A 13,516-nucleotide genomic window follows, 5' to 3' on the forward strand; every position below is an offset into this window, starting at 1 on the left:
CTCCCGACTTAGTTTTTATCGTTATAGATAGAGATTTCGCGGCTGCCGTCACCTTTTATGTAACCGCGATACATGCCCTCGGTATTAAATGGCATGGCAACGTTACCTTCGGCATCGATAATAATGACACCGCCAGTACCGCCCGCTTGCTCGAGTACACCATGAATGACTTCATCGCCTGCTTCGGCAACCGATAAGCCTTTGTATTTTACTCGCGAGCAAATATCTGCGGCCACGTGATAGCGAATAAAATACTCGCCATGGCCAGTAGCAGATACCGCACAACTTTCGTTATCGGCCCAGGTGCCGGCACCTATAATTGGCGAATCACCAATTCTACCATAACGTTTGGCGGTCATGCCGCCGGTCGAGGTTCCTGCGCTTAATAAACCGTCTTTATCCACAGCAACGGCGCCGACGGTGCCATATTTATAATCTAAATCAAGATACTCCCAGGCTTGCTGCTCTGGTTGCTCGCTTTGTTTTATTTGCTGTTTTGCACGCAACAACTGTTGATAGCGACGATCGGTATTAAAATAACTGTTATCGACCATCTCTAAGCCCTGCTGTTGCGCAAACTGGGCTGCGCCTTCACCGCTTAGCATCACATGAACCGACTGCTCCATCACTTCTCGCGCCAGCTCAATCGGACTCTTCACTGTTTTTACCCCGGCAACGGCTCCTGCATTGCCATTTTGACCTTCCATCAATGATGCATCTAATTCATGTTCACCGTCCCAAGTGTACACCGCACCAATGCCTGAGTTAAACAACGGCGAGGCTTCCATCACCTGAATTGCTGCAATTACTGCATCGGTGCTGCTGGCTCCTCTATCAAGCAAATCATAACCGGCTTGTAACGCTTCATTTAACTTGTCGCGATAGGCTTGTTCCTGCTGTTCGGTTAAGTTGGCCTTAGTGATAGTGCCGGCGCCACCATGAATAGCGATAGCAATATCGTTACTATGGTCATCGGCCATTGTAGCTGTCGATCCAAATACAGCGACAGCCAGTAATGAGGTAAGCAAATGTTTTTTCATAAAATCCCCTGTTCGTTATTTTGTTTTTTTACAACTAGTCTTATTAGAGGGGATAACGCAACAAATCGCAATGCGACTGATGGAGGGTTTATGCCAACTTATCGAGTTAACTACCAGCATATTGGCTCAAACGACGAAATGACACTGGAGATTCCAACGGATTCTGCGTCAGCCTCAAAGCAGCAACTAGAAGACGCAATTGCTAAACGGCTTGCGGATCGCATATTACCCCACGCCGAGTTGGCTATTCGCCACGACGATGGTCGTAATGTTGCCGAAAAACTAGAGAAAGCCTACGACTTGATTATCACTGACTATCAACGGGTGTAATAATCCGGGCTCATGGTATAGTGAACAATTGTCGATTATTTTACCGTCGTCATAATAATTTAATAACAACTGAGCGTAGGATAACGGATGCAGGGCTCTTCTTACCCAAAACAACAAAATGATCAGCCAACTTTCTACTTTCACGATTATGAGACATGGGGGGTCAACCCACATATTGATCGCGCCGCGCAATTTGCCGGTGTTCGCACGGATAATCAGTTTAATGTTATTGGCCGGCCACTAAAGCTCTATGCCCAGCCTACTCCCGACTTTTTGCCCAATCCCGAGGCTGTTCTGGTGACGGGAATCACGCCACAATTAGCACTTAATCAGGGGGTTAACGAAGCTGACTTTGCGCGCGCGATTCATGCCGAGTTTGCGCAGCCCAATACAACGGTGATCGGGTATAACAATATTCGTTTTGACGATGAAGTCACCCGTACTCTATTCTATCGCAACTTCTATGACCCCTATCAGTATGCTTGGCAGAACGGCAATTCACGTTGGGATCTGATTGATGTAACTCGTGCCTGTTACGCGCTTCGGCCTGATGGTATCGAATGGCCCAATAACGAAGATGGCCGTGTTAGTTTGCGCCTGGAGCACTTAACCGTCGCTAATAATATCGAGCACGGACAAGCTCACGATGCGATGTCAGATGTCTACGCGACTATTGGTTTGGCCAAGCTTATTGCAGAGAAACAGCCAAAATTATGGCAATGGGCTTATAAGATTAGGCGCAAAGCTGCACTCATGGATTTATTTAACTGGCAGCAGCAGCAACCACTGGCGCATGTCAGCGGCTTTTACGGCAGCGATAAACGCTACCTAAGCGCTATTTTGCCGATTGGTTTTCACCCCCACCAAAACAATGCCATCGTCGCCTGGGATCTGCGTTACGATCCGGCAATACTGGCTGAACTGACGGTTGAACAAATAGCTGAATATGCCTTTGCCAGCAAACAGCAGCGCCAACAACAAGATATCCCCGAGCTGGGGTTGCAACTTATTAACCTTAGCCGCTGCCCTTTCCTGGCTCCTATTAGTACGGTTTCACCAGCGGCGGCAACTGCAGCAGCTCTTAATCTCGAACAAGTGAATCAATATGTACAAGCATTACAGCAGCAGGCAGCCAGTCGAGATAAACTAGTCGCCGTTTACGAGCAGCCCAAGGAATTTGTCGCAGCCGACGATGTCGATCAACAGCTCTATCAAGGTTTTTTTAGCGATCAGGATCGCAACAACATGGAAATAATACGCGATGCCCGGCCAGAACAATTAGCGGGTCTCGAATTGAACACTGCTGATCCCAGGTTGCCAGAGCTATTATTTCGCTATCGTGCCCGTAATTTTCCAGCTACTTTGTCCGATAGCGAATTAAATCGCTGGCGGCATTTTTGTCAGCAACGCATGCTGTCACCTCCAGCGGGCATGTTATCAGCAGAGACATTTATGCTGAGGTTAGAGCAACTAGCTGAACAACATCACGACAAAACCCACAAGATGAGTTTGCTGAAATCGTTGTACGACTATGCCCAAAACCTATAGTCAGCACCACTATGATTATATTATTGTCGGCGCTGGCTCTGCCGGCTGTGTGCTGGCCAACCGTCTAACCGAAGACAGCAGTAAACGTGTTCTTTTACTTGAAGCAGGCCCCGGAACCGGCGGATTCTTCTCATCAATGCCGTCAGGCTTTGCCCGCTTTATGCACAGTCGCAAGTTTAATTGGCTTTATCGCAGTCAACCCGAACCTAAACTGAGACAGGGACAAGGACTCTACACACCGAGAGGCAAGATGCTTGGTGGTAGCAGCGGCATCAATGCCATGATCTACACTCGCGGCCTACCATCCGATTATGACCACTGGGCGGCTCTTGGTTGTCACGGCTGGAGCTATAGTGACATATTACCGTACTTTAGACGGGCAGAAGGCAACGGACGCGGTGCTGACCAACACCACAATGACAGTGGTCCACTTAAAGTTTCCGATGTTCCCCCTTGGTACAATGTTTCACGACAATTCCTCAGCGCCTGCGAAGATTATGGCCTGCCGCATAATTCCGATTTTAATGGTTCAAAGCTAGAAGGTTATGGCGCTTACCAATTTACTATCCATAATGGACGCCGTTTTGGTGCTTACGATGCTTACTTAAAGCCCGCCTTAACGCGAACAAACTTAGTGGTGCTAAGTGAGTGTTTAACCGAACGCGTCCTATTTTCCAACAACAAGGCCACGGGGGTTTGTTACCGTCGAGCCGGTCATCGTTACGTGGCAAGCGCTTCTAAGCAGGTGATTGTGGCGGCTGGCGCGTTTAATTCGCCGCAGATATTGATGCGCTCCGGCATTGGCGATAGACAGCACTTAGCTAAGCACAATATCGAGTGTCTGGTTGATAATCCAGAAGTCGGTAAGAATTTGCAGGAGCATGTCGATATTTCGATACACGTCCGCAATCGCAAAAAAGACGGTATGACCTTAACCCCTTGGGGACTTTTAAAACTGGCTCCTGCGTTGGTGCAGTATATCACCACTAAGAAAGGCCAATTAGCGCGCTCATTAGCCGAGGTTGGGGCTTTTTATCGTTCATCTGAGGCGGTGGCTGAACCCGATATTCAGTGTCACTTACTGCCCGTAATGTTCAATGACAGCGGTTATAGCTGGTGGCCAACCCTCAAACATGGCTTTACCTGTCATGTCTGCCTACTCCGTCCCCGCTCGCGCGGTCAGGTTTCCCTGAATCATGTTGATCCCATGTTGGCGCCGAATATTCGCTATGGTTTTTTAAGCAACGCTAATGACCGACAAGACTTAATTAATGGACTGCGTAAAGCGATTGCCATACTCGGCCAACCCAGCTTAGCAGGTCATAATGGCGGTATTGTGTTTCCAGATAAAAACGCCACCGATCAGCAATTACTTGAACAGATCAGTGAGCAATGCGGGTTAATTTATCACCCGGTCGGAACTTGTCGTATGGGCTCAGACCCTGCTGCGGTGGTTGATGACTCGTTAAGGGTTAATGGTGTAGCTAACTTGCGAGTGATTGATGCGTCAATTATGCCGACTGTCATTAGCGGCAATACCAATGCACCGACCATTGCGATTGCGGAAAAAGGCGCCGACTTAATAAAAGCCGACGCCTAGTCTCATTACTTTTCTAATTACGCCTTATTGCCGACTCGCAATAAGCGAGCCAGTGCTGGTATCAAGATAAGTGCGCCGAGCATGTTCCAGATGAACATAAAGGTCAGCAAAATACCCATATCAGCCTGGAATTTAATCGGAGAGAAAATCCAGGTGGCAACACCAATCGCTAAAGTAATACCTGTGAAAGCAACTGCTTTACCGGTGTTTTCCAATGCGTAATGGTAAGTATTCTGCAAGTCCATACCCTGCTCAAGGCCTTCTTTAACCTTGCTGTAAATATAAATACCGTAATCAACACCAATACCGACGCCCAGTGCGATAACCGGTAATGTTGCTACTTTGATACCTATTCCCAATACCGCCATAAGCCCCTGACTCATCACTGTGGTCAGCATTAATGGCAGTACGATGCAGGCAACGGTGCGAAGACTGCGGAAGGTCAACAGACAAAGCGCTATCACTACGCCGTAAACCCATAACAGCATCTTAATTTGTGCACCCTCAATAACCGAGTTAGTCGCGGCCTCGATACCTGAGTTACCAGCAGCCATTAACAGTTCAATACCAGGTTGCTGATGCTTACCATTAAACTGTTCAACGGACGCTACCACGTTTTTAAGTGTTTCTGCTTTATGGTCATCCAGATAAATAATAATGGGTGCCATTGAGCAATCGTTATTAATCAGTCCATCCGGAATTCGGCTTAACGACGCATTAGTAACGTATTGATTGCGGTTTAAACTAAACCACTTAAGGTTACCCTCGTTGATTGCAAACATGCCCATTTTCGACACGTAAACGATTGATTTCACGTCCTGTACGCCGGCGGTATTTTCCATATGCCAGCTAAAACGCTCCATCAGCTCAAGATTCTGGTACGCAATACACTGCTGTGGCTCGGTAGCGGCCATTACCACAAAAATATCCGTACTGGAGCTGTAATTATCGACGATAAACGCATTATCCTGATTGTAGCGACTGTCAGGTCGTAATTCAGGAGCGCCCTTATCCAGATCGCCAATTTGCAGATTCTGGCTTTGATATAAGCCCCAACTCAACATCACCAACGCCACTACTAAAGCGGTATAAGCCCACTTAGGACGTGCAAACTGTTCGAAGAAGTGAACAATCGGATGCTTTTGTTGCTGTGCGGCTTTTTGATAGCTGACACCTTTCTCCGAGACACCGAAGTAGGACATCAAGATGGGCAACAAACCAAGATTGGTTAGAACGACAACCGCAACACCGATACTGGCAGCGATGGCCAGCTCTTTTATCACCTCGATATCAATGACCATTAAGGTGGTAAAGCCAATCGCATCACTGACCAGAGCCGTTAGACCCGCTATATACAAGCTGCGGAACGCCAGTCGTGAAGACTTAAGTTTGTCGTGCCCCTGGGTTCGGTTAAAACTGATCGCATTTATGATCTGAACGCCGTGCGAGACCCCAATCGCAAACACCAAAAACGGAACCAGCATTGAATAAGGATTAATGCCGCTGCCAATTAAGTGAATAATTCCCAGTTGCCAAATCACTGCAATTATCGAACAGCTAAGTACGGTGAAGGTGCTACGCCAGCAGCGACTGTAGATAAACAGCATCACCAAGGTAATAGCGATGGCCAGTAAAAAGAACAAGCCAACCTGGTAAGCACCATCAATAAGATCACCGATTAACTTAGCAAAACCCGTGATGTGAATTTTTACGGAGTCCGACTGATATTTATCCCGAACCAGATTCTCCAGCTTTTGTGAAAAATCTGCATAATCGAGTTTTTCACCCGTTTCCGGATTTACTTCATCGAGCGGCACGTAAATAATCGTCGATTCAAAATTATTGGCGACTAAGTTACCGACTTCACCGGAACGCAAAACGTTAGTTCTTAGCTTGTCAATGGACTCTTCAGAGCCATCATAGGAGTCAGGTATTACCGGTCCGCCGACAAAACCTTCCTCGGTGACCTCCATCCAACGCACGTTAGGTGTCCACAAGCTGCGTAACCCCGAACGGTTAACGCCTGGGATGAAAAAGATTTCGTCGGTAATATTTTTAACGGTTTCCTGAAACTCCGCATCGAAAATATCGCCTTCGGTATGTTCCACAGCGACCCGCACCACATTACCCAGGCTGGATAAATCACGTTGATATTCAAAGTAGTTTTGAATGAAAGGATGTTCCGTAGGGATCATTTTGGTAAAGGACGCATCGGGACGCACCTGCGCCGCGTTATAGCCCAAAACAGCTGTAATTAGTGCAAAAACAAGTAGCCAGGGCAAACGAAATTTAAACAGAACCCTTTCTACCAAAGAGGGCTTTTTTTCTATTATTTTATTATCCACGTTATTGCGCTCCCTGAGCAGTAATCACTGCTTCTTCTTTGCTCATTCGTGCGGGCCAATACATTAAACCACTGCGGCCAATGACAATTTTCTCATTTTGTAACGGAATAATATCGGTTAACACTGAGCTACTTGGGTGCCTGTGCTCAGTTGCATTTAGCTCAGTATCCAATTCTACAATCACACCTGAGTTCCCTACCAGCCACTGATGTCCATCTCTATCACTGAAACCAGCTGATAAATTAACGTCAACTGCAGAGTCTACTTGTTGGTAGCTGTCGCCTAAGTCGTTGGAGTAAAATAAGTTTCCTCTCAAGCCATAGACCCAGAGCCGGTCCTGATTATCAAAGTGAGCACCAAAAAACGAGCCCTGATAAGGTGGCGCCACTGCTTCCCAACTATTACCTGAGTCTTTACTGCGATAAGCCGTTCCGGCTTCTCCGGCGATATACAGCTGCTGCTGACTAGCGGTAATAGCGTTAAGGTGAAAGCCATTGGGATTATCCAGTCGGTCATTCAGCAACTGCCAGTTTTGCCCGCCGTCATCGGTTCTGACAATCGTGTTGTAAGCACCAACGGCAATCGCGGTTTGTTTATTAATGGCGACGATATCCAAAAATGGCTTAGTTGGCCCGCTTTCTTGCTTGGCTTGTTGTACTGTCTCTAACTGAAACTTAGCGGTATCCAGATCCCACTCTAAATCGCCGACTTCGGCATCTTCTGCTGTTTCTAGTTGCTGCTCCAGTTCAGAAACTTGCTGCTTATAAAAAGCGATTTCTAAATCCAATAGCCGAAACCCGTCGAGTACCCGCTGCCAACTTTTACCGCCGTCTTTGGTTTTTAGCAGCACCCCGTGATGACCCGTTGCCCAACCGATTTGCTCATTGAAAAACTGAACACTGGTTAGGAGAACACTGGTCGGAACAGACGCCTGTTGCCATGTGTTACCATCACTTTCACGATGGATAATATTACCGTGGGCGCCAACAGCGACAAGTTTGTCGCCTGCAGCTGCAATTTCAATAAGTGCTGATTGTTTTATTTTTTCTACTTTTGCTGTAATTGCCGGTGCTTCAATCACGTCGTACTCGGCGGCAGAACCTGTATCAGTACTGCCTTCCTGTGCGATTGCATTCATGCTCAGCAGTCCTGTGAGCAACAACCCGACATGGGTTGGGGACAAACGCATGGAACCTCCTGCTTACCTAAGATGTCATAGGATTGTATAAGGTTAAGAATATTTGAAAACCTTTTTTGTCCAATTTCTCGCTTTTTTTCATTAAACTATTGCCTGACAGGTCAAACCTCTGGCAAAGTGGAGAACGAAAGTAGAACAACAAGGAAAAAATACAATGAACAAACTGATGCTCAAAGCTGGTGTTTTTGCCCTATCGGTCATTTCCGCTAGCGTTGCCGCAAAAGTGAGTCCCGATGAAGCAGCACGCTTAGGCCAAGACCTAACGCCAATTGGTGCAGAAAAGGCAGCTAACGCAGACGGCTCTATCCCGGCATGGAGTGGCGGATATTCAGACAGTAGTGTTGATCAGGTACGTGGGACTAACCCATTTGCCGATGATAAAATTCTGTTTACCATCACTAGCTCAAACTTAAACGAATATCGCGATAACCTGACACCAGGCCAAATCGCTATGTTCGAGAAGTATCCTGACTATAAAATGAATGTTTATCAGACTCGTCGTACTGCGACTTACCCTGACGAGTTATGGCCAAAAATTCAAAAAAATGCTGAAAACGCAGAGCTGGTTGCTGGCGGTAATGGTATTCAAGACTACGAGACAACCACTATCCCCTTCCCAATTCCAGAATCTGGCGTAGAAGCTGTATGGAACCATATTACTCGCTTCCGCGGCGGTGCTGTGACACGTCACGTTGCGCAGTTCCCAGTGTTGTCTAACGGCGACTTCGTGCCAGTTGAACTGAAAGAAACTCTGGTATTTCCTGAGTACCTGGCAACGGGTCGCGAAGAAGCTGACGACAACGTACTGTTTTACTTCTTGCAGGAAGTAGAAGCCCCTGCACGTCTGACAGGAACAGTACTATTAGTACACGAAACCATCAACCAGGTTAAAGAAGGCCGTCGCGCGTGGATTTATAACGCCGGTCAGCGTCGTGTTCGCCGCGCACCTAACGTAGCCTATGATGGACCAGGTACTGCCTCTGACGGCTTACGTACATCTGATAACCTGGATATGTACAATGGCGCGCCGGATAAGTACAACTGGGAGTTAAAGGGTAAAAAAGAAGTCTATATCCCTTACAACAACTACGAGATCATGAACCCTGAGCTGGATTATGACGATATTATCCAGGAAGGCCACATGAATCAGGATCTTATCCGTTATGAGAAGCACCGTGTTTGGGAAGTTGAAGGTACGCTGAAAGACGGCGAGCGTCACATCTATTCAAAACGCACGATGTATCTTGATGAAGACACCTGGACCGCATCTATTGTTGACCACTACGACGGTCGTGGCGAACTATGGCGCGTAGGTGAGGCGATTAACACCCAGTTTTACAATGTAAACGTGCCGTGGATGGCTGCCGAAGCGTTGTATGACTTAAGTTCAGGTCGTTACATCTCGTTAGGCTTAGCCAACGAAGAGAGTGAATACATGATTTGGGATATCGAGCCTGAGCGCGAAGACTTCAGCACCAACGCATTACGTCGCGCTGGTATCCGTTAAGATTCGGTTGATACCCTGTTAAACAAACCAAAAAAGGCCTCATTCGAGGCCTTTTTTCTGTCCAGGGAAGGACAATATGGTGTTAGTCTTTCCAGTCGCCAGCCAACTTGTCTAACCGTGCGAGTAAGCTTGAAGTATCCCAGCGACCTCCTCCCATGGCCTGCACTTCGCCATAAAATTGATCCAGCAGTGCAGTGACTGGTAACGCTGCCCCGCGCCTTTCTGCTTCTTTTAATGCAATGCCTAAATCCTTGCGCATCCAGTTAACAGCAAAACCATGCTCGTATTCCTGATCCCACATGGTCCGATAGCGGTTAGCCAATTGCCATGAGCCAGCAGAACCTGCGTTCACTGCTTCAACTAATCTATCCGGGTCGAGTCCAACCTTGCGTGCAAGGTGTAACCCCTCAGAAACCCCTTGCACCACATTAGCGATACAAATCTGATTAACCATTTTAGCCAGTTGTCCGCTACCTGCAGGGCCCATTAAAACACGAGTCTTAGCATAGCATTTAAGCACCTTTTCCGCTTTATCAAAGGTCTCTTGCTCACCACCGACCATAGTCGTCATAACACCATTTTCGGCGCCAGCCTGGCCACCAGAAACCGGAGCATCCAAAAACTCGCCACCCTTTTCTCGCACTGCCAGGTCCAGCTCTTTGGCAAGTTCCGCTGACGCGGTGGTGTGGTCGATAACAATCGCGCCTTGCTTAAGATTGTTTAACAGCCCGTCATTACCATAAAAGACACTTCGTACATCGTCATCGTTACCAACGCAGACCATCACAAAATCACTGTCTTTAGCAGCCGCTGCGGGTGTTTCTGCAGAGCGTCCCTGATATTCACTCACCCACTGTTCTGCTTTGGTTTCTGTGCGGTTATAAACACACACATCAAATCCAGCATGTTGCAAATGACGGGCCATGGGGTAGCCCATAACGCCCAAACCAATAAATGTACATTTCATGGTGTTTTTCTCCTTTATTCTGATTTTTGTGTCCTAACACGACAGCGCACTCTGGATACACAAGCGACTGCCTCAGTACCGACATCCTGATAGAGTTCACCGTCAATCTCTAAGGCCGCCGGTTTTATAATGAAGTTATCAGCTTGCTCTATGGTCACTAACGGATGTTTCTCGTGTTTACCGCTAAGTACCGCCCACAGCACCCCTAAGAGTTTTAATTTAGGAGCAGGCGCAACGCTGACACGGGTCAAATTACCATCCTGACGGGCAGCCATTGGCGCTAACTTTATGCCACCGCCTAAGTATCGCCCCACTAGTACTGATTGCAATACTGGCGCGTTGCTTTTAACCGGCCGATAACGACACCACCAACCGAGCACACCGACTAAGTAACTCAACCGACCAAACCACTTTTTTTGCTGCAACGACTGGCTCTGCACCAAGTCAGCCGGCAAACCAACACTAACAGCGTTAACAAACCGAATGCCGTTAACCTCGCCAATATCAAGCTGTCGATGACTAAGCTCGGTCTCGTCACGCATACGCCAGTCAAGCTTATTTAACCCGCAATCGCGCGCGAAATCATTACCCGTTCCACAAGGAATCACTGAAATGATTAACCGCTGCGCTTGTTCCTCAGTCAGCTGATTAACCAACCAATGTAAACTGCCGTCCCCCGCCAGTAACACAACTTCGTTCGCCCGTTCCAAATATCTGTGCAACTGTAAAATATCAATGTCTTTCTCTGGACTTATAATCAACCGAAGAACCGGCTGGCGACATTGTTCAAACCATTTACAATAACGTCTGCTCCAGTATTTAGAGCGACGACTTGCTGTGTGTTCAATTAACAATATTGTCATTGCAGCCACACCCTATTCATTAGGCTTCTCGATTAACCAATGTTGATAACGACCAAGGTCGCGAAAAGGAGACACCTGATTGTATTGAAGTTCTAACTCCAGCAACTCATCGAACCGACGTTGATGCTCAATATCACGCAGATAATCGTGGAAACAGCGGACACCTGTCTTACTCTTTATTGTTAACCCTTCAGCTAACAACCAATCTTCGACCTGTGCTGGATCACGGGGCGTTTGCGGGCTTAGTCGGACCGTCTTTTTAACCTTTAAGTCCCGGGCAATATAATCAAAGTTCCCATAAACAGCGTTGGCCATCAGTTGGGCGTTACGGTTAAAAAACATTAACGACAGCGTGGCACCGGGCTTTAACAACTGACTAAGCTGGCTTATTGCAGCAGCACCATCTTCAACCCATTCCAACATAGCGTGGCATAGCACCAAAGAAAATTGCTGTGCAGGAAGTTGTTCAGTCAGTTTATCCAGCGGGGCAACCAAGTATTGGGCATGACGTGCCAACCCAAGCTGCTGATGACGCTGTTGCGCTTCCACGACCATCTGCTCTGAAATGTCGGTATGTACCACCCGGTGTTCACGCTCTAAAAACCATTCGTTAACTTGTCCGAGTCCGGCTCCCACATCTAACAGCGAACATTTAGCACCGTTAATAAAAGGCTCTAAATCGCGCTTTAAAACGGCCATGCGGAGACGCCCTTTGGTGCTACCATAGATGTTTTCAGCAAACTTTTTGCTGATTCCGGAAAAGTCGCCGCGCGATGTTTTGTTCCGATTATTCATGCAGGATTGTCGATATCAATAAATTCAACGTCGAGTTGAAACTGCTGTTGCAGGTGTTCACCAAGTGCCTTTGCGCCATACCGTTCTGTGGCATGATGCCCAGCCGCATAAAATGCCATGCCTTGTTCACGCGCGCTGTGTACTGTTTGTTCAGACACTTCACCGGTAATAAACGCATCAACTCCTAATGCCGCTGCCTGATCGATAAAACCCTGTCCACCCCCTGTGCACCAGGAAAGCTTTTTAATGGCTCTGTTCGCGCTAACGTAGCAAGTTAACGGGCGTTCCAGCTTGTGTTCGAGCTGAGCAGCCAAGTCGTCACTATTAGTTTCATCGCAATCACCAATGACTAAAGCACAGCCAGCATCATTGCTATCAGCTGGACCTTGAATACGCCAGCCCATCAAGTTCGCCAGCTGGGCGTTGTTGCCCCAGATTGGGTGAACGTCCAACGGCAAGTGATAAGCCAATAGATTAATATTGTTTTGCAGTAACGTTTTTATTCGCCGCTGCTTCATACCGACGATATTGGCGGGCTCATTTTTCCAAAAATAACCATGATGCACCAGCACCGTATCAACACCTTTTTCCGCAGCTTTATCGAGCAAGGCCTGACTGGCGGTAACGCCGGTTATAACCCGTTGTATGGTATCAGCACCTTCGACTTGTAAGCCGTTAGGACAGAAATCTCGAATTGCTGAAACATTTAACTGTTTATTGAGGTAGTCAACCAGTTCGCTACGTGCGATTGCCATTGCTTTTTCCTCTATTTTTACGGTGTATACCCGAGATTCTACCGTAAATTAGACAATAATCCGAAAAAACGGTATAAACACAGGGTTAGCGTAGTTTTTGTACGAATATGTTATTTAATCTGATACCGAATAGGAATCATTGAATGAGCAAACTGGACAAAGAAAAAGTACTGGCGGAATTCACCGAAGCTTATAAAAAAGCACACGGTAAAGAGCCAAAAATTGAGAGCAGCAGCGGCTGGTACAGCGTTGATGGTGGCAAAAATGTTCGTTTAGCTCAGCTAGCGGAAGAAGCAGAACAACTGACTTCTGGCAAAGCTGATAAACCAGCAGCAAAACAGGCGGCACCGAAAAAAGCGCCGGCCAAGAAGTCAGCCACTAAAAAGCCTGCAGCCAGTAAAGCTAAAGCAGCTAAAACCAAGACGGTATCTTCGGGCAAAGGCCTAACAGCAAAAGAGCTGTGGAAACAAAAACTGGAAAAAGATGCCGCAGACTGCCGTCTACCGAGAGGCTCCTAATTAGAGTTCTTAGGCAATTCGTTAAAAAGGCCGTCACGATATTCGTGACG

The 13,516-nt window shown here is 47.3% G+C and carries 12 protein-coding genes; 5 read left to right on the forward strand and 7 right to left on the reverse strand.

All coding sequences use genetic code 11. From position 1 onward, the window contains the following. Window positions 1–8: 8 nt before the first annotated feature. On the reverse strand, window positions 9–1,040 hold the full coding sequence (locus tag CWI81_RS03945) for an isoaspartyl peptidase/L-asparaginase family protein (RefSeq protein ID WP_126783915.1): 1,032 nt from the start codon (window positions 1,038–1,040) through the stop codon (window positions 9–11). 90 nt (window positions 1,041–1,130) lie between these two features. Here CWI81_RS03945 and CWI81_RS03950 point away from each other — a divergent pair, with 90 nt between their 5' ends. From CWI81_RS03950 to CWI81_RS03960, 3 genes are all read left to right on the forward strand, one after another. After that, on the forward strand, window positions 1,131–1,370 hold the full coding sequence (locus CWI81_RS03950; protein ID WP_126783916.1) for a hypothetical protein: 240 nt from the start codon (window positions 1,131–1,133) through the stop codon (window positions 1,368–1,370). Between the two features lie 87 nt (window positions 1,371–1,457). Continuing rightward, window positions 1,458–2,918: an exodeoxyribonuclease I gene (gene sbcB / locus CWI81_RS03955; protein WP_126783917.1), complete on the forward strand. Its 1,461-nt coding sequence runs from the start codon at window positions 1,458–1,460 to the stop codon at window positions 2,916–2,918. Further along, complete coding sequence (locus CWI81_RS03960; protein WP_126783918.1) at window positions 2,902–4,518, forward strand: GMC family oxidoreductase; 1,617 nt, start codon at window positions 2,902–2,904, stop codon at window positions 4,516–4,518. Before sbcB ends, CWI81_RS03960 begins: the two co-directional genes overlap by 17 nt. 17 nt (window positions 4,519–4,535) lie before the next feature. Here CWI81_RS03960 and CWI81_RS03965 read toward each other — a convergent pair whose 3' ends face one another. Both CWI81_RS03965 and CWI81_RS03970 read right to left on the reverse strand, forming a co-directional pair. Beyond that, window positions 4,536–6,863 (reverse strand): efflux RND transporter permease subunit, encoded by a 2,328-nt coding sequence (locus CWI81_RS03965; RefSeq protein WP_126783919.1) that lies wholly within the window; start codon window positions 6,861–6,863, stop codon window positions 4,536–4,538. A 1-nt stretch (window position 6,864) separates the two neighbouring features. Beyond that, entirely contained in the window at window positions 6,865–8,052 is a 1,188-nt protein-coding gene (locus CWI81_RS03970; RefSeq protein WP_126783920.1) for a WD40/YVTN/BNR-like repeat-containing protein, read from the reverse strand. A gap of 163 nt (window positions 8,053–8,215) precedes the next feature. Between CWI81_RS03970 and CWI81_RS03975 the strand changes: the two genes are divergently transcribed. Then, window positions 8,216–9,568, forward strand: coding sequence for a DUF1329 domain-containing protein (locus tag CWI81_RS03975; RefSeq protein ID WP_126783921.1), 1,353 nt, complete (start codon window positions 8,216–8,218; stop codon window positions 9,566–9,568). 82 nt (window positions 9,569–9,650) lie between these two features. Here the strand turns inward: CWI81_RS03975 and CWI81_RS03980 are convergent, their stop codons facing one another. The 4 genes from CWI81_RS03980 to CWI81_RS03995 are packed head-to-tail and all read right to left on the reverse strand — an operon-like array spanning window position 9,651 to window position 12,948. After that, a complete protein-coding gene (locus CWI81_RS03980; RefSeq protein WP_126783922.1) occupies window positions 9,651–10,535 on the reverse strand; it encodes an NAD(P)-dependent oxidoreductase in 885 nt (294 codons plus the stop codon). A gap of 14 nt (window positions 10,536–10,549) precedes the next feature. Further along, the gene (locus tag CWI81_RS03985; RefSeq protein WP_126783923.1) at window positions 10,550–11,398 is read right to left on the reverse strand and encodes a diacylglycerol/lipid kinase family protein; all 849 of its coding nucleotides are present in this window, start codon (window positions 11,396–11,398) and stop codon (window positions 10,550–10,552) included. A gap of 12 nt (window positions 11,399–11,410) precedes the next feature. Further along, window positions 11,411–12,193: a methyltransferase domain-containing protein gene (locus CWI81_RS03990; RefSeq protein ID WP_126783924.1), complete on the reverse strand. Its 783-nt coding sequence runs from the start codon at window positions 12,191–12,193 to the stop codon at window positions 11,411–11,413. Further along, window positions 12,190–12,948, reverse strand: coding sequence for a Nif3-like dinuclear metal center hexameric protein (locus CWI81_RS03995; RefSeq protein ID WP_126783925.1), 759 nt, complete (start codon window positions 12,946–12,948; stop codon window positions 12,190–12,192). Before CWI81_RS03995 ends, CWI81_RS03990 begins: the two co-directional genes overlap by 4 nt. A gap of 143 nt (window positions 12,949–13,091) precedes the next feature. Between CWI81_RS03995 and CWI81_RS04000 the strand changes: the two genes are divergently transcribed. Further along, window positions 13,092–13,466: a hypothetical protein gene (locus tag CWI81_RS04000; protein ID WP_126783926.1), complete on the forward strand. Its 375-nt coding sequence runs from the start codon at window positions 13,092–13,094 to the stop codon at window positions 13,464–13,466. The last annotated feature ends 50 nt before the right edge of the window (window positions 13,467–13,516 follow it).

This window comes from Idiomarina seosinensis (assembly GCF_003987275.1).
GTDB classification, from domain to species: Bacteria; Pseudomonadota; Gammaproteobacteria; order Enterobacterales; family Alteromonadaceae; genus Idiomarina; species Idiomarina seosinensis.